Source organism: Streptomyces thermolilacinus SPC6 (assembly GCF_000478605.2).
Lineage (GTDB): Bacteria > Actinomycetota > Actinomycetes > Streptomycetales > Streptomycetaceae > Streptomyces > Streptomyces thermolilacinus.
In genome coordinates this window covers 5,529,061-5,550,439 of record NZ_ASHX02000001.1, presented here as the reverse complement: position 1 = coordinate 5,550,439, position 21,379 = coordinate 5,529,061, and the positions used below count along the sequence as shown (strand labels likewise).

Below are 21,379 nucleotides of genomic sequence, written 5' to 3'. Positions count from 1 at the left end.
GTTCGAACGCCACCGCATCGCGCGGAACGTTACCGTATCGCGATCAGATGACCACTTCGACGCCCTCTCCGGGCGGATTACCCGATACCCGTTCGGACTCAAGAGCGTTCTGAAGGATGATCACAGCGGCTGCCTGGTCGATGACCGACCGGCCCTTCTTCGCCTTCACGCCCGAGGCGCGCAGGCCGTGGGTGGCGGAGACGGTGGTCATCCGCTCGTCCACCAGCCGGACCGGCACCGGGGCGACGCCCCGGGCCAGCTCCTGGGCGAACGTGCGGACCTTCGTGGCGGCCGGGCCCTCCCGCCCGCTGAGGGAGCGGGGCAGCCCGACGACGACCTCGATCGGCTCGTACTCCTCGACCAGCTGCCTCAGCCGCCGGTGGGCGGCCGGGATGTCACGTCCCGGCACGGTCTCCACCGGCGTGGCGAGGACCCCGTCGGGGTCGCACGAGGCGACCCCGATCCGGGCGTCCCCGACGTCGACCGCCAGTCGGCGTCCGCGTCGCATGCCGTCGGTCATCAGGCGGTCTCGGCGACCAGGCGCTCGACGGCCGCGATGGCCTCGCCGATGGCCTCCGCGTTCTGGCCACCGCCCTGGGCGACGTCCGGCTTGCCGCCACCGCCGCCGCCGAGGGTCTTGGCGGCCGTGCGGACCAGCTCGCCGGCCTTGAGGCCGCGCTCGCGGGCGGCCTCGTTGGTGGCGATCACGGTCAGCGGGCGGCCGCCCGCGGTGGTGAACAGCGCGACGACGGCCGGACGGTCGCCCGGGATGCGGCCGCGCACGTCGAGGACCAGCTTCCGCAGGTCGTCGGCGCCCGTGCCGTCCGGGACCTGCCCGGTGACCAGGGCGACGCCGCGGACGTCCTTGGCGGACTCGACCAGCCCGGCGGCGGCCTGGAGGACCTTCTCCGCGCGGAACCTCTCGATCTCCTTCTCGGCGTCCTTCAGCTTGGCGAGCATGCCGGAGATCTTCTCTGGCAGCTCCTCCGGACGGCCCTTGACCAGCTCCTGGAGCTGGGCGACGACCGTGTGCTCCCGGGCGAGGAAGTTGTACGCGTCCACACCCACGAGGGCCTCGATACGGCGCACCCCGGAGCCGATGGACGACTCGCCGAGCAGCTTCACCAGGCCCAGCTGGGACGTGTTGCGGACGTGCGTACCGCCGCAGAGCTCCTTGGAGAAGTCCCCGATCGTGACGACGCGGACCCGCTCGCCGTACTTCTCGCCGAACTCGGCGATGGCGCCCTGGCGCTTGGCCTCGTCGATCGGCATGACCTCGGCGTGCACGTCGAGCTCGTGGGACAGCACCTCGTTGATCTTCTGCTCGACGTCGGTGAGGACCGTGCCGGGGACGGCGGACGGCGAGCCGAAGTCGAAGCGGAAGCGGCCGGGCTGGTTCTCCGAACCGGCCTGGGCGGCCGTCGGGCCGAGGGCGTCGCGCAGCGCCTGGTGCGTGAGGTGGGTGGCGCTGTGGGCGCGGGCGATGGCGCGGCGGCGCTTGACGTCGATGGCGGCGTAGGCGGTGGAGCCGACCGTGACCTCGCCGACCTGGACGGAGCCCTTGTGCACGGACACGCCGGGCACCGGCTGCTGCACGTCTCGGACCTCGATGACGGCGCCGCTGTGCAGCTTGATGCGGCCGGTATCGGCGATCTGGCCGCCGCCCTCGGCGTAGAACGGCGTGCGGTCGAGGACGACCTCGACCTCGTCGCCCTCGGAGGCGGCCGGGGAGGGGACGCCGTTGACGAGGAGGCCGACGACGGTGCTCTCGCCCTCGGTGTTGGTGTAGCCGGTGAACTCGGTGGCGCCGGAGGTGTCGGCGATCTCGCGGTACGCGGTGACGTCGGCGTGGCCGGTCTTCTTGGCGCGGGCGTCGGCCTTGGCGCGCTCCCGCTGCTCCTTCATCAGGCGGCGGAAGCCGTCCTCGTCCACGGAGAGGCCCTGCTCGGCGGCCATCTCCAGGGTGAGGTCGATGGGGAAGCCCCAGGTGTCGTGGAGCAGGAAGGCCTTGTCGCCGGGGAGGACCTTGCCGCCGGAGGCCTTGGTCTCGGTGACGGCCGTGTCGAGGATGTTGGTGCCGGCCTTCAGCGTCTTGAGGAAGGCGGCCTCCTCGGCGAGGGCGACGGTCTCGATGCGCTTGCGGTCGGTCTCCAGCTCCGGGTACTGCTCGCCCATGGTGCGGATGACGGTGTCCACCAGCTCGCCGACGACCGGGCCGGTGGCGCCGAGCAGGCGCATGTTGCGGATGGCCCGGCGCATGATGCGGCGCAGGACGTAGCCGCGACCCTCGTTGCCGGGGGTGACGCCGTCGCCGATGAGCATGACGGAGGTGCGCATGTGGTCGGCGACCACGCGCAGGGAGACGTCGCTCTCCTGGGCCTGGCCGTAGCGGACACCGGTGAGCTCGGTGGCCTTGTCGATGACGACCTTCAGGGTGTCGGTCTCGTACATGTTCTGCACGCCCTGGAGGATCATCGCCAGGCGCTCCAGACCGAGGCCCGTGTCGATGTTCTTGCTCGGCAGGTCCCCGAGGATCTCGAAGTCCTCCTTCGAGGTGCCCTCGCCGCGCTCGTACTGCATGAAGACCAGGTTCCAGATCTCCACGTACCGCTCGTCGTTGACGGCCGGGCCGCCCTCGACGCCGAACTCGGGGCCGCGGTCGTAGTTGATCTCGGAGCAGGGGCCGCAGGGGCCGGGGACGCCCATGGACCAGAAGTTGTCCTTCTTGCCCAGGCGCTGGATGCGCTCGGCGGGAACGCCCACGACGTCGCGCCAGATCTGCTCGGCCTCGTCGTCGTCCTGGTAGACGGTGATCCAGAGCTTCTCGGGCTCCAGGCCGTAGCCGCCGTGCTCGACCGGGCTGGTCAGCAGCTCCCAGGCGAGCTTGATGGCGCCTTCCTTGAAGTAGTCGCCGAAGGAGAAGTTGCCGCACATCTGGAAGAACGTGCCGTGGCGGGTGGTCTTGCCGACCTCTTCGATGTCGGGCGTGCGCACGCACTTCTGGACGCTGGAGGCGCGCGTGTAGGGCGGCTTCTCCTCGCCGAGGAAGAACGGCTTGAACGGGACCATGCCGGCGTTGACCAGGAGCAGAGTCGGGTCGTCCGCGATGAGCGACGCCGAAGGCACGACGGTGTGCCCGCGCTCCTCGAAGTAGCTCAGCCAGCGGCGGCGGATTTCAGCCGACTCCATCAGTGGTCCTCATTCCGGTTGTACGGGTGGGTGGGGTACGGGTGCGGGCGGGCGCGGTGTACGGGGGCGCCCGCGGGGCCGCCCGGTCCGAGCGCCGTGCGGCGGGGGCCCGGGAGGGCCGGGTCGACCGGTGCGTCCAGTCCCAGCGCCTCTTCCAGCTCAGCCTCGCGCTGGAGCATTCCCGCGCGGACGTCGAGGGCGAAGTCCTTGAGCCGGTGGCCCGCCTCGACGGCCTTGTCGGCGGCCTGGGCGGCGAGGCTCTCGGGGGTGAGCTGCTTGAGCTTGCGGTTGACCTTGTTGGTGGCCCACACGCCGGCTGCCGCGCCGGCGGTGAACCAGAATGCCCGGCGGAACATGTGTCGCGTCAGCCTTTCCGGTTCCGGCCGCCGCGCGCCCTGGGCACCGTGCGGCCGACGATGACGGTGCGCCGCGACCCCTGCCGTTCGGCGGGCCGGTCGGTCTTGTCGCGGGTGAGGGCCCGGCGTACGCCGTAGCCGAATGCCGCGACCTTGACGAGGGGGCCGCCGAAGGTGGAGGCGACGGTCGTGGAGAGCGCGGACGCGTTGGAGGTGACCTCCTGGACGTCCGAGGCGATGGCGTCCACCCGGTCGAGCTGGGTCTGCGCGGAGCGCACGGTCGCGGAGGCGTCGGCCAGCAGGGGCACCGCCTGCTCGGTCACGTCCGCCACGAGCCGGGTGGTCGCCCTGAGCGTCTGGGCCAGCCTCACCAGCACCACGGCGAGGAAGGACACCAGGATCGCCCAGAAGACGGCCACCAGAATCCCGGCAACCTCTCCACCGGTCACTGCGCACCGCTCTCTGCTCGTCGAAGCCTGTTGGTGTGTCGCACCTGAAAGTCGTCATCCGAGCCTATCGCGCCCGTGGTGGCTCCCCGAACCGGATTAGCCGTCGCGGCGGGGGCCGCTGACCCGCCGGATTGTACGGAGAGCAGCGTGATGGGTACGCTCCGTGTCCCATGCGACGGAGCAATCTCCCGGCCGAACTGAACCGGTTCGTCGGGCGCGACGCGGAATGTGCGGAACTCGACGGGCTGCTGGCGGAGTTCCGGCTGGTCACGGTCGTGGGTGTGGGAGGGGTGGGGAAGTCCCGCCTGGTGCTGAGGGCGGCGCGCGCGACGCAGAAACGCTACTGCCATGGGGTGCGGCTGGCGGAGCTCGCGGGGCTGCGGGAGCCGGATCTGGTGGAACACGCGCTGGTGGAGGCGCTGGGGCTCGCGGACCAGACGAGCAGGCCGCCGCGCGAGGTGCTGGTGGACCATCTGGCCGACCGGCGGCTGCTGTTGGTCATCGACGGCTTCGAGCACCTGGTGGACGCGTGTGCGGAGCTGGTGCGGCTGCTGCTGTGCGGCGCGCCGGGGCTGACGGTGCTGGCGGCGGGGCGGCGGCCGCTCCGTCTGGACGGCGAGGCGGTGCTGCCGCTGCCGCCGATGTCGGACGAGGACGCCGTACGGCTGTTCACGGAGCGGGCGGTGGCGGCGTGGCCGGGCTTCCGCGCCGAGGAGGAGGCCGCGCCGGTGCGGGAGCTGTGCCGGCGGCTGGACGGGATCCCGCTGGCGCTGGAGCTGGCGGCGGGACGGCTGCCGGCGCTGACGGTGCAGCAGGTGCTGGACCGGCTGGACGACCGGTTCCGGCTGCTGACGGGCGGGATGCGGGGGGCTCCTGCGCGGCACCAGACGCTGCGGACGGCGATCGGCTGGAGCCATGAGCTGTGCACGCCCCGGGAGCGGCTGCTGTGGGCGCGGCTGTCGGTGTTCGCGGGGCCGTTCGACCTGGACGCGGCGGAGTACGTGTGCGGGGGCCCCGATCTTCCGGCGGACCGGGTGCTGGACGTGCTGGGCGAGCTGATCGCCCAGTCGGTGGTGCTGCGGGAGGCGGACGGGGCGGGGCCCCGGTACCGGATGCTGGACACGGTGGCGGCGTACGGCGCGGAGTGGCTGGAGGCGCTGGGGGACGCGGAGCGGGTGCGGCGGCGGCACCGGGACTGGTACATGGGGCTTGCGACCTGGTGCGAGCTGGAGTGGTTCAGCTCGCGCCAGGCGGAGGTGGCGGAGTGCACGGCCGCCGCGCTGCCGAATCTGCGGGCGGCGCTCGAGCTGTGCCTGAAGGTGCCGGGCGAGGCGCACCTGGCGCAGCACATGGCGGGGACGCTGTGGTTCTGCTGGGTGGGGTGCGGGCGGCTGGCGGAGGGGCGGCACTGGCTGGACAGGGCGCTGGCGCTGCCGTCGGGCCACGAGGAGGCGCGGCTGAAGGCGCTGTGGGTGCTGGCGTACGTGGCGATCCTCCAGGGCGACGCGACGGCGGCGATGCGGGCGCTGCACGAGTGCGGGGAGCGGGCCACGCTCGGCGGGAACGCGCTGGCGCTGGCGTACACGACGCACCGGCTGGGGTGCCTGGCGCTGCTGTCGGACGACATGCCGCGCGCCCAGGAGCTGCTGGGGCGCGCGCTCGGCTCGTACCGGGAGCTGGGCGAGCTGAACAGCCAGGTGCTGATGGCGCAGGTGGAACTGGCGATCACCAAGGTGTTCCAGGGGGACCTGGAGGCGGCGGTGGCGCTGTGCGAGGACGCGCGGGAGGTGTGCGAGGAGCGCGGGGAGCGGTGGACGCGGGCGTACGCGCTGTACGTGCTGGCGTACGCGGCGTGGACGCGCGGGGACCACGGGGAGGCGCGGGAGCTGCTGGACGAGTGCGTGACGATCAACCACGCGTTCCACGACCTGGTGGGCCTTGTGCTGGCGATCGAGCTGCTGGCGCTGGTGACGGCGAGCGAGGGCGACCCGGCGGAGGCGGCGGTGCTCCAGGGGGCGGCGGGCGCGCTGTGGGAGGCGGTGGGGCCGCCGCTGTTCGGGTCGGCCTACTTCGGCGCGCCGAGGGCGCTGTGCGAGCGGCGGGCTCGCGAGGCGCTGGGCGCGGAGCGGTTCGGGGCGTACGTGGCGGAGGGCGGCCGACTGCCGCTGGACGCGGCGGTGGCGCGGGCGCTGGCGGGCCTTGAGGGGCGTGCCGGTCGCGCGGAGCCCGGGTCGGAGGCGCCGGAGGCGTCCGACGCCCCGGCGGACCGGACGCGGGACGGGGCGGCGCCGGTCCCGGACACGCGGAAGCCCGCCGGCTCCCCCACCGGGAAGGCTGGGGAGGCGGCGGGCTGAGAACCGCGGTGGTGTGGGTACCGCGCCCGGGTCAGCGGGCGTAGTACTCGACGACGAGCTGCTCGTCGCAGATGACCGGGATCTCCTTGCGGTTCGGCTCGCGGTCCAGGCGGAAGGCCAGGGCCTTCAGGTTGACCTGGAGGTAGCGCGGGGTCTCACCCTCGGGGGCGAAGCCACCCTCGCGGGCGACCTGGAACAGCGTCTTGGAGCGGGAGCGCTCGCGGACCATCACGACGTCGTCGGGGCGGACGCGGAAGGAGGGCTTGTCCACCTTCTGGCCGTTGACCTCGATGTGGCCGTGGACGACCATCTGGCGGGCCTGGTAGATGGTGCGGGCGATGCCCGAACGCAGGACCAGGGCGTCGAGGCGGCGCTCGAGCTCGACGACCAGCGCCTCGCCCGTCTTGCCCTCGGCCTTCTTGGCGCGGTCGTAGGCGCGGGCCATCTGGCGCTCGCTGATGTCGTACTGGGCGCGCAGACGCTGCTTCTCGAGCAGACGGACCTTGTAGTCCGAGTTCTGCTTGCGGCCACGGCCGTGCTCACCCGGGGGGTACGGGCGGGCCTCGAAGTACTTGACGGCCTTCGGCGTCAGGGCGATGCCGAGCGCACGGGACTTCTTGACCTTGGGACGCGACTGGTTAGGCACGTTCTCCAGACCTCCGAAATAGGTTAGGTTAGGCTCACCTTACTCAAGGAGATCGCATGTCTCGCCCTGGGAACACCACGCGCATCACAGACAGCAGCACAAAGAGCGATGCCTCTCAGCAGGGCATCGATGTGACGGAGGTCCGATCAGCTCATGGTCAGCCGCGTCCCAGCGGGCCAGAAATCGCGCGGATGCCGTCAGCAGCCGAGCGCACACGAACTCTCGTACAGGGTACATGCTCCGCGGCACTGCTGATTCCCGGAGCCGCCGCGCCCCGCCCCGACCACCTCTCCCCCGACGCCAGGGCCGTCGGCCCCGACGGCGAGATCCTGCTGCTGTACCCCGCCGACTCCCCCGCCGTACGCGCCGCCGCCCCCGCCCACGACGACGAGCTGCGCGCCGTACTGGAGCTGACCGACGTCGCGCCCGTCTCCGTCCCGCACCGCATCCGCGGCCGCGCCTGGGTCTCCGGCTGGCTCACCCTCTCCCCCGCCGCCGCCGAACCCGGCCACGCCCTGCTGCGGCTGGAGGTCGGCGACCTGTACGTCGACGACCTGTGGGGCGCCGGGCCCGTCGACCCCGAGGAGTTCGCCCGCGCCGAGCCCGACCCGCTGCGCGCGTACGAGACGGAGCTGCTCCAGCACCTGGCCGCCGCCCACGACACGCGGATGCTCACCCTCACCGCGCTGCTGGGCGACCGCGCCGGGACGGGTCCCACCGCCGTACGCGAGGTGGCGCCGCTGGCCCTGGACCGCTTCGGGCTGCGGGTGCGCTGCCGGGACACCGAGCGCCGTACGTTCGACGCGCGCTTCGACTTCCCCGAGCCCGTACGCGACGTGCACGGGCTGCGGCGCGCGATGCACGCCCTGTTCGAGGCGGCCGAGGAGCGGCGCGGCTAGCACCGGGCGCACGCCCGGCACGCGCTCGGGACCGGCACGCGACTCATGACTGCTGCTGTGGTGTGCCGCCGCCGCGCAGCCGCTCCCGCACCTTCTCCACCACGTCGGCGTACCGCGCCTCCGCGCCGTAGCGGGTCGGCTGGTAGTAGCGCCGGTCCCGCACGGTGTCCGGGGCGTACTGCTGGGCGGCGATCCCGCCGGGCACGTCGTGCGGGTACACGTACCCCTGCGCGTGGCCCAGCTTGGCGGCGCCCTTGTAGTGCCCGTCGCGCAAATGCGGGGGCACCGGTCCGGCGAGCCCCGCCCGTACGTCCGCCTGGGCGGCTTGGATGGCGAGCGTCGCCGCGTTCGACTTCGGGGCCAGGGCGAGGGCGATCGTGGCGTGGCTGAGCGTCAGCGCCGCCTCCGGGAAGCCGATCATCGCGACCGCCTGCGCCGCCGCCACCGCCGTGGGCAGCGCCGTCGGGTCCGCGAGCCCGATGTCCTCGCTCGCCGAGATCATCAGCCGCCGGGCGATGAACCGGGGGTCCTCCCCCGCCTCGATCATCCGCGCCAGGTAGTGCAGCGCCGCGTCCACGTCCGAGCCGCGGATCGACTTGATCAGCGCGCTCGCCACGTCGTAGTGCTGGTCGCCGTCCCGGTCGTACTTCACCGCGGCCCGGTCCACGGTCTCCTCCAGCGTGGCGAGCGTGATCTCCGCCTCGCCCTTGGCGATCGCCGCCCCGGCCGCGGCCTCCAGCGCCGTCAGCGCCCGCCGCGCGTCGCCGCCTGCTATCCGCAGCAGATGCGCCTCGGCGTCCTCGGGCAGCGTCACCGCCCCGGCGAGGCCGCGCTCCTCGGTGAGCGCCCGCTTCAGCAGACCGCGCAGGTCGTCGTCGGTGAGCGGCTCCAGCGTCAGCAGCAGCGAGCGGGAGAGCAGCGGGGAGATCACCGAGAAGTACGGGTTCTCCGTCGTCGCCGCGATGAGCGTCACCCAGCGGTTCTCGACGGCGGGCAGCAGCGAGTCCTGCTGGGCCTTGCTGAAGCGGTGGATCTCGTCCAGGAACAGGACGGTCTCCTTGCCGAAGCCACCGGCCGCGCGGCGGGCGCCGTCGATGACCGCGCGGACCTCCTTGACCCCGGCCGTGATCGCGGACAGCTCCACGAAACGCTTGTTGGTCGCCTTGGACACGACGTACGCGAGGGTCGTCTTGCCGATGCCGGGCGGGCCCCAGAGGATCACGGACGAGGCCCCGGCCGGGCCCCCCGCGCCCTCGCCGACCAGACGGCGCAGCGGCGAACCGGGCTTCAGCAGATGCCGCTGCCCGACGACCTCGTCGAGCGTGCGCGGGCGCATCCGGACGGCGAGCGGGCTGCTCGCCGGGTCCTTCTCCTGGCGGTCTTCTGCTGCGGCGGTAAAGAGGTCGGGCTCCACGCCATGAAGCCTATGCCAGCCCACTGACAGCCCCGGCGCCCGCCGCGGGCCCCCGGGAGGGACTCGCGACGGGCGCCGGGACGGCGACGCGTACGGACCGGCGCGGAACCGTCCGTACGGGCCGGATCAGAGCAGCTGGTCCCACCAACGGGTCAGGATCAGCATGAGGACGACCCCGATGTGGACGACCGGCAGGACCCAGGTGAACTCGTCGAGGAAGCGCCGCAGACCGGCCGACGCGGGCAGCACGCCGCTGCGGACGTTGTGCGAGGTCACGTACCAGAACATGATGATCGTCGCGACCCAGGCGAGGCAGCACCACAGGCACAGCGCGTTGATCTCGTACAGGGACTGGATCATCAGCCAGACGCAGAAGCCGACCCCGAACAGCATGCCCGCGTTCAGGCCCAGCCAGTACCAGCGGCGGTAGCGGGCGCCCGCGAGCAGGCCCACGCCGATGGCGATCACCATGCCGTAGGTGACGAGGCCCAGCATCGGGTTCGGGAAACCGAAGACCGACGCCTGCTCGCTCTTCATGATGCTGCCGCACGCGATGATCGGGTTGATGCTGCAGCCCGGAACGTAGTTCGGGTCCTCGAGGATCTTGAACTTGTCGAGCGTGATGACCCACGCGGCGAGCAGCCCCGCCGCGCCGGTGACGACCAGCATCCACGCGAACGCCCGGCTCGCGCCGATGGTGCGGGAGTCGGAGGACATGTCGTCAACTGCTGAAGTCGTCGTCATACCGGCCGTTCCATGGTGAGTCCGTCTGCTGTGTGGGGTGGTGGAACCGTGGTCATTGTGCCGGACCCGGTGCGGCTCGCGCCGTTCGATCGGCATAAGCGGGGACCTTCGGCCCACGGAAAAGGGCGGGACCGCCTTCGCGGGGCCCCGCCCTTCCCTCAGAAGCGAACCGATCAGGCCAGCTTGGCCTGGAGCGTGCTCACCACCGCGTCCAGCGCGACGGGCTCCTGCTCGCCGGACTCCATGTCCTTGAGCTGGACGACGCCCTCGGCGAGGTCCCGCTCGCCCGCGACGAGCGCGAAGCGGGCGCCGGAGCGGTTGGCGTTCTTCATGGCCCCCTTCAGGCCCTTCCCGCCGAACGAGAAGTCCGTGGCCACGCCCGCGCGGCGCAGCTCGGTGACGACGCCGAACAGCGTGCGGCGCGCCTCCTCGCCCAGCGGCACGGCGTACACGCTGGTGCTCGCCGGGATGTCCAGCGTGACGCCCTCGGCCTCCAGCGCCAGGACCGTGCGGTCCACGCCGAGCGCCCAGCCGACGGACGGCAGCGCGGGGCCGCCGATCATCTCGGACAGCCCGTCGTACCGGCCGCCGCCGCCCACCGCGGACTGCGAGCCGAGCCCGTCGTGGACGAACTCGAAGGTGGTGCGGGTGTAGTAGTCCAGGCCGCGCACCAGCTTCGGGTCGTCCTCGAAGGCGACCCCGGCCGCGGTGATCAGCTCGCGGACCTCCTCGTGGTACGCCTTGCACGCGTCGCACAGGTAGTCGCGCAGCAGCGGGGCGCCCGTCAGCTGCTTCTGGACCGACTCGCGCTTGTCGTCCAGGACGCGCAGCGGGTTGATCTCCGCGCGGCGCAGGGTGTCCTCGTCCAGGTCGAGGCCGCGAAGGAAGTCCTGGAGCGCGGCGCGGTAGACGGGGCGGCACTCGCGGTCACCGAGGCTGTTGAGCAGGATGCGGAAGTTCCGCAGGCCCAGCGAGCGGTACGCCTGGTCGGCCAGAATGATCAGCTCGGCGTCCAGCGCCGGGTCCTCCGCGCCGATCGCCTCGGCGCCGACCTGGGAGAAGTGGCGGTAGCGGCCCTTCTGGGGGCGCTCGTAGCGGTAGTACGAGCCCGAGTACCAGAGCTTGACGGGGAGGTTGCCCGTCTTGTGGAGATTGGCCTCCAGCGCCGCGCGCAGCACGGACGCGGTGCCTTCGGGACGCAGGGCCAGCTTGTCGCCGCCCTTGGTCTCGAAGGCGTACATCTCCTTGGTCACGATGTCGGTGGACTCGCCGACACCGCGCGCGAACAGTTCGACGTTCTCGAAGCCGGGCGTCTCGACATAGCCGTAACCGGAGTTCCGCAGCGGCGCCGCGATGGCCTCGCGCACCGCCAGATACGTGGCGGAATCGGGCGGCAGCAGGTCGTACGTGCCCTTGGGGGCCTGGAAAGTACTCACGGAAGGTCTCTCGTCACATTCCTCGTCGGGGAGCCGCTGGGCTCCCGAGGCCGGCGGCCACCTCCCGCAGGTACGGGTTGGTGGCGCGCTCGCGGCCGATGGTGGTCTGGGGGCCGTGGCCGGACAGCACCACGGTCGAGTCGTCGAGCGGCAGGCACACGCGGGCCAGCGACGCGAGCATCTCGTCCATGTCACCGCCGGGCAGGTCGGTGCGTCCGATGGAGCCGGCGAACAGCAGGTCGCCCGAGAAGAAGACCGGCGGGATGTCCGCGGCCTCGGGCATCCCGAAGGTCACCGACCCCTTGGTATGGCCGGGCGCGTGCGCCACGGTCAGCTCCAGACCCGCCAGCTCCAGCTTCGCGCCGTCGCTCAGCTCGTGGACGTCGTCCGGCTCGCCGACGGTCAGCTCGCCCATGAGCGGCATGCCGATGGAGCGTCCGAGGGCCTTCTCCGGGTCGCTCATCATGTACCGGTCGGCCGGGTGGATCCAGGCGGGCACGTCATGGGCCCCGCAGACCGGGACGACGGACGCGACGTGGTCGATGTGGCCGTGGGTGAGCACGACGGCCACGGGCTTGAGCCGATGCTTCTTGAGCGTCTCCTCGACTCCCTGGGCGGCCTGGTGGCCCGGGTCGATGATCACGCACTCCTCACCGGCGGCGGGGGCGACCACATAGCAGTTGGTCCCCCAGGCCCCGGCGGGGAACCCGGCAATAAGCACGATCGTCCTAGGTGTCGTCGTCGGATGGTCGTCCGGCGGAAGAATGCGGCAGATCAGAGCCTACCGGCGCTGCTCATTCCACAGCCAACCCGTATACGGTACGGGCACACCAGCCCCGGACAGGAACAGACGACCGACAAGGAGAACACCCGGTGGTCAGCAGCGATCAGCGGCGGCGGCAGCTCGCCCGGGAGAAGTTCGAGCGGCAGCAGCGTCGGCGGGAGGAGATGCGGCGGAAGGCCAGGCGCCGCAACGCCGTCGTGGCCGCCGCGCTCGCCGTGGTCCTGGCGGCCGGTGGCGCCGTGTACGCCTCCGTCCAGCTGACCGGGCCGGAGAGGGACAGCGTCGACGCGGCGTCCGAGCCGAGCGCGGTGCCGTCCTCCGGCGCGCCGACCCCGTCGGCGTCGCCCGAGCCGTCGATGGCGGTCGACGCGAAGGCGGCGTACACGATGACGCTCAAGACGAACGTGGGCGACCTGACGATCACCATGGACGCCGCGAAGACCCCGCGTACGGTCAACTCCTTCAAGCACCTCGCGGACAAGAAGTACTTCGACGGTACGAAGTGTCACCGGCTGACCACGCAAGGCATCTTCGTCCTCCAGTGCGGCGACCCGGAGGGCTCCGGCATGGGCGGGCCCGGCTACAACATCCCGGACGAGAACCTGGCGTCGCTCGGCAAGGCGGGGGCCGACGGCAAGGTGACGTTCAAGGCGGGCACGGTGGCGATGGCCAACACGGGCAGCCCGAACAGCGGCGGCAGCCAGTTCTTCCTCGTGTACCAGGACACCGAACTGCCGCCGCAGTACACGCCGTTCGGGACGCTCGACGCGGCCGGTCTGAAGGCGGTCCGGGACGTGGCGAAGGCCGGTGTGGAGGGCGGCGCCCCGGACGGCGCCCCGAAGAAGCCCGTCACCGTGGAAAAGGCCACGGTCAGCAAGAAGTGAACCGATGGATTTCGGTCGCGATTGGAGCGGACAGCCAGGCGGCGGTTCGCCTAGATTGGCGTTGTGCAGCGTGGACTGGATGCACGCTGTGAAGGGCGGGCGAGGCCCGTCCAGGAAACTGTGGACGATGCCCAGGGGGAGGACCCCCCTTCATCGGCATCATGTGGAGGAGGCGCTGTGAGCAGCGACCCGTGGGGCCGCGTCGACGAGACGGGCACCGTGTACGTGCGTACTGCCGATGGCGAGAAGGTCGTCGGATCGTGGCAGGCCGGTTCTCCCGAGGAGGCACTGGCCTACTTCGAGCGCAAGTACGAGGGCCTGGTTGTCGAGATCGGCCTCCTCGAGCGGCGGGTGCGGACCACCGACCTGTCCGCGAAGGACGCGATGACCGCGATCGACCACCTGCGCCAGCAGGTGGACGAGCACCACGCGGTCGGCGATCTCGACGCGCTGTCGAAGCGGCTGGACAAGCTCGTCGAGACGGTGGAGTCGCGCCGCGAGGAGCGCAAGGCCCAGAAGGCCAAGCAGGCGGACGAGGCGCGGCGCGCCAAGGAAGCGCTGGTCACGGAGGCTGAGGAGCTGGCACAGAGCGAGCAGTGGCGGGCCGCCGGTGAGCGGCTGCGTGCCCTGGTGGACACGTGGAAGGGCCTGCCGCGGCTCGACCGGAAGTCCGACGACGAGCTGTGGCACCGCTTCTCGCACGCCCGGTCGGCGTTCTCGAAGCGGCGCAAGGCGCACTTCGCGGCGCTGGACGCGCAGCGCGAGAAGGCCCGCCGGACCAAGGAGCGGCTGGTCGCGGAGGCCGAGGCGCTGTCGAACTCCACGGACTGGGGTGCGACGGCCGCGCGGTACCGCGAGCTGATGGCCGAGTGGAAGGCCGCGGGCAGGGCTCAGCGCGAGCACGAGGACGAGCTGTGGAACCGTTTCCGCGGGGCGCAGGACGTGTTCTTCGCCGCGCGCGGCTCGGTGTTCGCGGAGCGTGACGCGGAGCAGGCTGAGAACCTCAAGCTGAAGGAGGAGCTCGCCGCCGAGGCCGAGAAGCTGGTGCCGGTGACGGACCTGAAGGCGGCGCGGGCCGCGTTCCGGGCGATCAACGAGCGCTGGGAGGCCATCGGGCATGTGCCCCGCGACGCCCGGCCGAAGGTCGAGGGCCGGATGCAGGCCGTCGAGCGGGCCATCCAGGAGGCCGAGGAGGCCGAGTGGCGGCGTACGAACCCGGAGGCGCGGGCGCGTGCCGAGGGCCTGACGGGTCAGCTCCAGGACGCCGTGGACAAGCTGCGCAAGCAGATCGACGCCGCGCGCGCCGCGGGCAACGACGCGAAGGCCGAGAAGCTCACGCGTGAGCTGGAGGGCCGGCAGGCGCTGCTGGACCAGGCGCTGAAGGGCCTGCAGGAGTTCGGCGGCTGAGACGGGGCGCCGCCTCCACGGGCGCCGTGTGCAGGAGGGCCGGTACGGAATTCCCGTACCGGCCCTCCTGCGTCGGCGTACCGGGCGGTCAGGGGCGGCGGGCCGAGGTGACGCGGTACACGTCGTACACGCCCTCCACGCCGCGTACGGCCTTCAGGACGTGGCCGAGGTGCTTGGGGTCGCCCATCTCGAAGGTGAAGCGGGAGGTGGCGACCCGGTCGCGGGACGTCTGGACGGCCGCCGACAGGATGTTGACGTGCTGGTCGGACAGGACGCGGGTGACGTCCGACAGGAGCCGGGAGCGGTCCAGCGCCTCGACCTGGATGGCGACGAGGAACACCGACGACTGGGTGGGCGCCCACTCGACGTCGAGGATGCGCTCGGGCTGCTGCGACAGCGAATCGACGTTGACGCAGTCGGCGCGGTGCACCGACACGCCGCTGCCGCGCGTGACGAAGCCGATGATCGGGTCGCCGGGCACGGGGGTGCAGCAGCGGGCCAGCTTGACCCACACGTCCTCGACGCCCTTGACGACGACACCCGGGTCGGCCTTGGTGCGGCGCTTGCCGCGGCCGCGCGAGGGCGGGGCCGTCTCGGCGATGTCCTCGGTCGCGGCCTCCTCGCCGCCGAGGGCCTGGACCAGCTTCTGCACGATCGACTGGGCGGTGACATGGCCCTCGCCGATCGCCGCGTACAGCGAGGAGATGTCGCTGTAGCGCATCTCGTGCGCGAGGGTGACCAGGGAGTCGCCGGTGAGGATGCGCTGGATCGGCAGGTTCTGCTTGCGCATCGCGCGGGCTATGGCGTCCTTGCCCTGCTCGATGGCCTCGTCGCGGCGCTCCTTGGAGAACCAGGCGCGGATCTTGTTGCGGGCGCGCGGCGACTTGACGAAGCCGAGCCAGTCGCGGGACGGTCCCGCGCCCGCGGCCTTGGAGGTGAAGACCTCCACCAGGTCGCCGTTGTCGAGGGTCGATTCGAGCGGGACGAGCCGCCCGTTGACGCGGGCCCCTATGGTGCGGTGCCCGACCTCGGTGTGGACGGCGTACGCGAAGTCGACGGGGGTGGCCCCGGCGGGCAGCGCTATGACATCGCCCTTGGGGGTGAAGACGAAGACCTCGTTGCGCGACAGGTCGAAGCGCAGCGACTCCAGGAACTCGCTGGGGTCCTCGGTCTCCTTCTGCCAGTCGAGCAGCTGGCGCAGCCACGCCATGTCGTTGATGTGGTCGTCCTTGCCGGCCTTCTTCGGCACGTCGGTGCGCACCTTGGAGGCGCCGGCGACGGCGTCCTGCTTGTACTTCCAGTGCGCGGCGATGCCGTACTCGGCGCGGCGGTGCATGTCGAACGTGCGGATCTGCAGTTCGACGGGCTTGCCGTTGGGGCCGATGACCGTCGTGTGGAGCGACTGGTACATGTTGAACTTCGGCATCGCGATGTAGTCCTTGAACCGGCCGGGGACCGGGTTCCATCGCGCGTGGACGGTGCCGAGGGCGGCGTAGCAGTCGCGGACCGTGTCCACCAGGACGCGGATGCCGACCAGGTCGTAGATCTCCGCGAAGTCACGGCCGCGGACGATCATCTTCTGGTAGACGCTGTAGTAGTGCTTGGGGCGGCCGGTGACGGTGGCCTTGATGCGGGCGGCGCGCAGGTCGGCCTGGACCTCGTCGGTCACTATGGCCAGGTACTCGTCCCGCTTGGGGGCGCGCTCGGCGACGAGGCGGACGATCTCGTCGTACATCTTGGGGTAGAGGATCGCGAAGGCGAGGTCCTCCAGCTCCCACTTGATGGTGTTCATGCCCAGGCGGTGGGCGAGCGGGGCGTAGATCTCCAGCGTCTCGCGGGCCTTCTTCTCCTGCTTCTCCCGCTTGAGGTAGCGCATGGTGCGCATGTTGTGCAGGCGGTCGGCGAGCTTGATGACGAGGACGCGGGGGTCCTTCGCCATGGCGACGACCATCTTGCGGACGGTCTCGGCCTGGGCGGCCTCGCCGAACTTGACCTTGTCGAGCTTGGTGACGCCGTCCACGAGCAGCGCGACCTGGTCGCCGAAGTCGCGGCGCAGGTCCTCCAGGCCGTAATCGGTGTCCTCGACCGTGTCGTGGAGGAGGCCCGCCATCAGCGTCGCCGGGTCCATGCCCAGCTCCGCGAGGATGGTCGTCACGGCGAGCGGGTGCGTGATGTACGGGTCGCCGCTCTTGCGCTTCTGGCCCCGGTGCCAGCGCTCGGCGACCTGGTAGGCGTACTCGATCTGGCGGAGAGTGGCCGTTTCGATCTTCGGATCGTTGCTCCGCACTATGCGCAGCAGTGGTTCGAGGACCGGGTTGTACGGGGAGGAGCGCTGGACGCCGAGGCGGGCGAGGCGGGCGCGCACGCGGTTGGAGGAGCCGACGCCGCGGGCCGGGACGGGCGGCGCGGGCTTGGGGGCCGTGACCGGGGCGGGGTGGGCGGCGCGGGGCGGCACCTCGGGGGCCGGCTTGGCGTCGGGGGCCTTGCCCGGCGCGTTCTGCCTGCTGGGCGGCGTGGCGGAGGAAGCCGCGGCCTGGTCGGCCCGCTGATCGGGGGTCGCGGCGGAGAGTGGCTGGGCCTCGTCTGGCAAGGGCGCTCCTCGTGCGGGTCCGGGTCCCCCGGTGAGGCCCGGAAATCCCATGGTATCCACCTCGGGCGTCCCCCTCGCCCCGGGCGGGACAGGCGTCAACGCGGAACGGGTACCCGATGTTCCCGGATGTCCCTCCCGTACGTTTTCGGCCGTTCGGCGCCGTTGCGGGTGGGCCCGGCTGCCGGGCGTGGCCGGCGGGGGCGCCGCGTACGGCGTGAGGGGCACGCGGACGGCGGGAGGGGCTTCTGGCACGGCGCGAGGGGCCCGGCTCGTGTCCGGGCCCCTCGGGGAGTCGGGCGACCGCCGCGGTGGAGCGGGTGCGGCGGTCAGCCGTCCGTCACTTCCAGTCGAACAGGGCGGCGCCCTTGACCTTCATCTCCTTGGATGCGGCGACGTTGCCCCACGGCACCTTGATGGCGCCGCTCTTGCCGCAGCCGGCCTTGTACCACTTCTCCTTGCCGTTGACGAAGCCCTTGACCTGGACGCAGACGGAGCTGCCCTTGTAGACCTTCCAGGCGTAGCCCATCTTCATCCCGGGCTTGCCGAAGTGGCCGCACTTGTCGGAGACCTTGCTCCACTTCAGCGGGAGGCTGCCGGCCTTCTTCCAGCCGGTGCAGGCGCTGGAGGCCCCCACGGGGGTCATCAGGACCTCCCGGCGGCAAGCCATTCGAGGTGGTTCAGAGCTGGAACCACCCGCTCGCGGAAACGGACGAGGGGCGCCCGGCCTTGAACCCGGGCGCCCCTCGTCACGGGGGTGCGGTGAGGTCACCTCACAGCTGGATGACCGCCTCCAGCGGGGCGCCGCCCAGGGCGGGCTCCAGACGGGCGCGGCCCTGGAGGAAGCCCAGCTCCATCAGGACGGCGACACCGACGACCTCGGCGCCTGCCCGGCGGATGAGCTCCAGCGACGCCTCGGCCGTGCCACCGGTGGCCAGTACGTCGTCGATGACCAGGACCCGGTCGCCCGGGGCCAGGTCCTCGGCGTGGACCTCGATCTCGGCCGTGCCGTACTCCAGCTCGTACGCCTGCCGCAGGGTGGCGCCGGGCAGCTTGCCCGCCTTGCGGACCGGGATGAACCCGACCCCCGCGGAGACCGCGACGGGGGCGGCGAGGATGAACCCGCGCGCCTCCAGGCCGACGATCTTCGTGGCGCCGAGGCGTGCGCACATCTCGGCGAAGGTGCCGGTGAGCGCGGCGAACGCCGCCGGGTCCGCGAGGAGCGGCGTGATGTCCTTGAAGACGATCCCCGGCTCGGGGTGGTCGTGGACGTCCCGGATGCGGCTGAGCAGCAGCTCCCGGGTGGCGGTCGTCGTCATCGGCGGTTCTCCGTGGATCGGCCGCGGCGGCCGCGCGGGCCGACGACACCGGCGGTGGCGCCCTCCGGCACCTCGGTGAACGCCTCGTCGTCGCGGCCTGTGTCCTCGCCCTTCGACGTGGCGGCGGCGCGCTTGGCGAGGACGCGCTTGCGCAGCGCCTTCATCTGCGGGTCGCGCTCCTTGAGGTCCGCGACGAGCGGCGTGGCGATGAAGATCGACGAGTAGGCACCGGCGGCGAGACCGACGAACAGCGACAGCGAGATGTCGTTGAGCATGCCCGCGCCGAGGAAGCCGCCGCCGATGAACAGCAGGCCGGCGACCGGCAGGAGCGCCACGACGGTCGTGTTGATCGAGCGCACCAGCGTGCCGTTGAGGCTGCGGTTGGCGATCTCGCTGTACGTGTAGCGGGTCTGCTTGGTGATGTCCTTCGCGCTCTCCTTCAGGCCGTCGAAGACCACGACCGTGTCGTAGAGGGAGTAGCCGAGGATGGTGAGCAGACCGATCACGGTGCCCGGGGTGACCTCGAAGCCGACGAGCGCGTACACGCCGACGGTGATGGTGAGGTCGTGGATGAGGGCGATCAGCGCGGCGAGCGCCATGCGCCACTCGAAGGCGATCGCCAGGTAGATCACGACCAGGATCATGAAGACGGCGAGGCCGGTCCACGCCTTGTTGGCGATCTGCTCGCCCCAGCTGGGGCCGACCAGCTCGGCGGTGATGTCCTTCACGGGGACGTCGATGCCGGCGGCGATCTCGTCCTTGAGGGAGTTGGCCGACTTCGTGTCCAGGCCGGAGACCTGGATGCGCAGGCCGCCCGTGCCGAGCTCCTGGACGATCGCGTCGTGCCCGGCGGCGTCCTCGGCGATCTCCTCGGCCTTGGACGCGGACACCGTGGTCTCGGGCGTCGTGTAGACGGCGCCGCCCTTGAACTCGATGCCCATGTTGAGGCCGCGCACGCCCAGGCCGACGATGGCCGTGATCGTGATCAGGATCGAGACGCCGTACCAGAGCATCCGCTTGGCGACGAAGTCGTAGCCGACCTCACCGCGGTAGAGACGGGCGCCGAGATTTCCGAGTCGCGACATCTCACGCCTCCTTCGGTTCGGTCATGACGGATACGCGGCGGGTGCGGCGCAGCGGCGGCTGGGCGCCGAGGCGCTTCGGGTCCAGGCCGGACCAGGGGTGCTGGCGGCCGAAGAACTTGCCGCGCGCCAGGATCGTCATCAGCGGCTTGGTGAAGAAGAACACCACCACGACGTCGAGGAGCGTGGTCAGGCCGAGCGTGAACGCGAAGCCCTGCACCTTGCCGACGGTGACGATGAAGAGCACCGCGGCGGCGAGGAACGACACGAAGTCGGAGACCAGGATGGTGCGGCGGGCGCGCGGCCAGCCGCGCTCGACGGCCGGGCGGAGCGTGCGGCCCTCGCGGATCTCGTCGCGGATGCGCTCGAAGTACACGATGAACGAGTCCGCGGTGATACCGATCGCGACGATGGCGCCGCAGACGGCCGGCAGGTTCAGCGCGAAGCCGATGGCCGGGCCGAGCAGCGACATGATCGTGTAGGTGAGGACGGCGGAGACGCCGAGCGACAGGATCGCGATGAGCGACAGGCCGCGGTAGTACACCACCAGGTAGATCACGACGAGCGCGAGGCCGATGGCACCGGCGATGAGACCGGCGCGCAGCTGCTCACCGCCGAGGGCGGCGGTGACGGTGGTGACGGACTGCTCCTCGAAGGAGAGGGGCAGCGCGCCGTACGACAGCATGTTGCCCAGGTCCTGGGCCGACTTCTGGTTGAAGCTGCCGGAGATCTCGGCGCGGCCGCCGGGGATGGGGCTGTCCACGGAGGGGGCCGAGACGACCTCGCCGTCGAGGACGATGGCGAACTGGTTCATCGGCGGGCTCTGCGTGGCGAGCCGGCCGGTGATCTCGGTGAACTTCTTGGCGCCCTTGTCGTTGAACTCGAGCTGCACCTTCCAGATACCGCGCTCGGGGTCGAGGACGCCCGCGGCGTCGTCGACGTCCTTGCCGTCCACCTCGGCCGGGCCGAGCAGGTACTTCTCCCAGACGCCGCCGTTCTGGCCACAGGCGACCGTCGCGTCGGCGGGCTTGGCGCCCTTGATGGAGGCGCGCTGCTTGGGGTCGGCGCAGTTCAGCGCGGCGAACTTGGCCTGGAGGCCGGCGTCGGCCGTCGGGTCGGAGCTCGGCGAGAGGGCCGGGGCGGGCAGCTGCGACTCACTGGCGCTCGGCGCGGCGGACGGGCCGCCGGAAGCGGAGGGGCTGGGGGCCTTCCTCAGCGCGTCGGTGAGGGCGCGGCCCTGCGTGGTGGCGCTCGGCGAGGGGGCGGTGGCCTTCTCGTCCTGGCCGCCGGGGGTGGACGCCGAGGGCTTCGGCGAGGCGCCCGGGGAGGGGGCGGCGGAGGGGCTGCCGGAGGCGGAGGGCTGCGGGGCCGCGGGCTCGCTGAGCGCGATCTGCATCACCGGGCGGAAGTACAGCTGGGCGGTGGTGCCGACCTGCTCGCGCGCCTGCTCCTCGTCCGTCCCCTTGGGGATGTTGACGATGATGTTCTCGGTGCCCTGCTTCTGGACCTCGGCCTCCTGGACGCCGAGACCGTTGACGCGGCGCTCGATGATGCCGATCGCCGTGTTCATGTTGGTCTCGTTGACGGCGTCTTCCTGGCCGGGCTGCGCCTTCGCCTTGAGGGTGATGGTCGTACCACCCGCGAGGTCGATGCCGAGGCGCGGCGTGGTGTGACCGGACCAGAACATGCCGCCGGTGAGCGCGACCATCGCGATCAGGATCAATGCCAGGGCACGCCCCGGCCTCCCCTGGCCCCCCGACGGCCTTCTGCCCTTCTTCGGTGCTGCCACCTTGTCGTATCTCCCTGTCCAACCGTCCCGCGCCGGGTGT

At 71.5% G+C, this 21,379-nt stretch carries 18 protein-coding genes; 4 read left to right on the top strand and 14 right to left on the bottom strand.

Annotated features, from left to right (window positions below):
- Window positions 1-43: 43 nt before the first annotated feature.
- From ruvX to J116_RS24125, 4 genes are read right to left on the bottom strand one after another with little or no spacing between them, the layout of a single operon-like run.
- The gene (gene ruvX / locus J116_RS24140) at window positions 44-508 is read right to left on the bottom strand and encodes a Holliday junction resolvase RuvX (protein ID WP_394331495.1); all 465 of its coding nucleotides are present in this window, start codon (window positions 506-508) and stop codon (window positions 44-46) included.
- 11 nt (window positions 509-519) lie between these two features.
- A complete protein-coding gene (gene alaS / locus J116_RS24135; protein WP_023589644.1) occupies window positions 520-3,189 on the bottom strand; it encodes an alanine--tRNA ligase in 2,670 nt (889 codons plus the stop codon).
- Window positions 3,189-3,545: a DUF6167 family protein gene (locus J116_RS24130; RefSeq protein ID WP_023589643.1), complete on the bottom strand. Its 357-nt coding sequence runs from the start codon at window positions 3,543-3,545 to the stop codon at window positions 3,189-3,191. Before J116_RS24130 ends, alaS begins: the two co-directional genes overlap by 1 nt.
- 8 nt (window positions 3,546-3,553) lie before the next feature.
- Window positions 3,554-3,994, bottom strand: a complete 441-nt coding sequence (locus tag J116_RS24125) for a DUF948 domain-containing protein (RefSeq protein ID WP_023589642.1) — start codon at window positions 3,992-3,994, stop codon at window positions 3,554-3,556.
- 170 nt (window positions 3,995-4,164) lie between these two features.
- On the opposite strand from J116_RS24125, the gene J116_RS24120 reads away from it, so the two are divergent.
- The gene (locus tag J116_RS24120; protein ID WP_023589641.1) at window positions 4,165-6,348 is read left to right on the top strand and encodes an ATP-binding protein; all 2,184 of its coding nucleotides are present in this window, start codon (window positions 4,165-4,167) and stop codon (window positions 6,346-6,348) included.
- Window positions 6,349-6,379: 31 nt separating this feature from the next.
- On the opposite strand, the gene rpsD is transcribed toward J116_RS24120, so the two are convergent.
- Window positions 6,380-6,994 (bottom strand): 30S ribosomal protein S4, encoded by a 615-nt coding sequence (gene rpsD, locus J116_RS24115; RefSeq protein ID WP_023589640.1) that lies wholly within the window; start codon window positions 6,992-6,994, stop codon window positions 6,380-6,382.
- A gap of 191 nt (window positions 6,995-7,185) precedes the next feature.
- Between rpsD and J116_RS29575 the strand changes: the two genes are divergently transcribed.
- A complete protein-coding gene (locus J116_RS29575) occupies window positions 7,186-7,893 on the top strand; it encodes a DUF2470 domain-containing protein (protein ID WP_028964458.1) in 708 nt (235 codons plus the stop codon).
- A 43-nt stretch (window positions 7,894-7,936) separates the two neighbouring features.
- Here the strand turns inward: J116_RS29575 and J116_RS24105 are convergent, their stop codons facing one another.
- The 4 genes from J116_RS24105 to J116_RS24090 form a co-directional block, all read right to left on the bottom strand.
- A complete protein-coding gene (locus tag J116_RS24105) occupies window positions 7,937-9,307 on the bottom strand; it encodes a replication-associated recombination protein A (RefSeq protein WP_023589638.1) in 1,371 nt (456 codons plus the stop codon).
- 126 nt (window positions 9,308-9,433) lie between these two features.
- Window positions 9,434-10,051: a vitamin K epoxide reductase family protein gene (locus J116_RS24100; RefSeq protein WP_028964457.1), complete on the bottom strand. Its 618-nt coding sequence runs from the start codon at window positions 10,049-10,051 to the stop codon at window positions 9,434-9,436.
- A 173-nt stretch (window positions 10,052-10,224) separates the two neighbouring features.
- Window positions 10,225-11,487 (bottom strand): histidine--tRNA ligase, encoded by a 1,263-nt coding sequence (gene hisS, locus J116_RS24095; protein ID WP_023589636.1) that lies wholly within the window; start codon window positions 11,485-11,487, stop codon window positions 10,225-10,227.
- A gap of 13 nt (window positions 11,488-11,500) precedes the next feature.
- Entirely contained in the window at window positions 11,501-12,208 is a 708-nt protein-coding gene (locus tag J116_RS24090) for an MBL fold metallo-hydrolase (protein ID WP_023589635.1), read from the bottom strand.
- Window positions 12,209-12,360: 152 nt separating this feature from the next.
- Between J116_RS24090 and J116_RS24085 the strand changes: the two genes are divergently transcribed.
- Both J116_RS24085 and J116_RS24080 read left to right on the top strand, forming a co-directional pair.
- Window positions 12,361-13,155, top strand: a complete 795-nt coding sequence (locus J116_RS24085) for a peptidylprolyl isomerase (protein WP_023589634.1) — start codon at window positions 12,361-12,363, stop codon at window positions 13,153-13,155.
- Between the two features lie 177 nt (window positions 13,156-13,332).
- A complete protein-coding gene (locus J116_RS24080) occupies window positions 13,333-14,562 on the top strand; it encodes a DUF349 domain-containing protein (RefSeq protein ID WP_023589633.1) in 1,230 nt (409 codons plus the stop codon).
- A gap of 88 nt (window positions 14,563-14,650) precedes the next feature.
- Here the strand turns inward: J116_RS24080 and J116_RS24075 are convergent, their stop codons facing one another.
- The 5 genes from J116_RS24075 to secD all read right to left on the bottom strand — a co-directional run bounded on the left by J116_RS24075 (window position 14,651) and on the right by secD (window position 21,339).
- Window positions 14,651-17,152 carry a RelA/SpoT family protein gene (locus tag J116_RS24075; protein ID WP_023589632.1) on the bottom strand — a complete coding sequence of 834 codons (2,502 nt, stop codon included), beginning with the start codon at window positions 17,150-17,152 and terminating at the stop codon, window positions 14,651-14,653.
- 337 nt (window positions 17,153-17,489) lie between these two features.
- A complete protein-coding gene (locus J116_RS24070; RefSeq protein WP_023589631.1) occupies window positions 17,490-17,795 on the bottom strand; it encodes a hypothetical protein in 306 nt (101 codons plus the stop codon).
- Between the two features lie 127 nt (window positions 17,796-17,922).
- Window positions 17,923-18,468: an adenine phosphoribosyltransferase gene (locus tag J116_RS24065; protein WP_023589630.1), complete on the bottom strand. Its 546-nt coding sequence runs from the start codon at window positions 18,466-18,468 to the stop codon at window positions 17,923-17,925.
- On the bottom strand, window positions 18,465-19,553 hold the full coding sequence (gene secF / locus J116_RS24060; RefSeq protein ID WP_023589629.1) for a protein translocase subunit SecF: 1,089 nt from the start codon (window positions 19,551-19,553) through the stop codon (window positions 18,465-18,467). Before secF ends, J116_RS24065 begins: the two co-directional genes overlap by 4 nt.
- 1 nt (window position 19,554) lies before the next feature.
- Window positions 19,555-21,339 (bottom strand): protein translocase subunit SecD, encoded by a 1,785-nt coding sequence (gene secD / locus J116_RS24055; protein WP_023589628.1) that lies wholly within the window; start codon window positions 21,337-21,339, stop codon window positions 19,555-19,557.
- Between the last annotated feature and the right edge of the window lie 40 nt (window positions 21,340-21,379).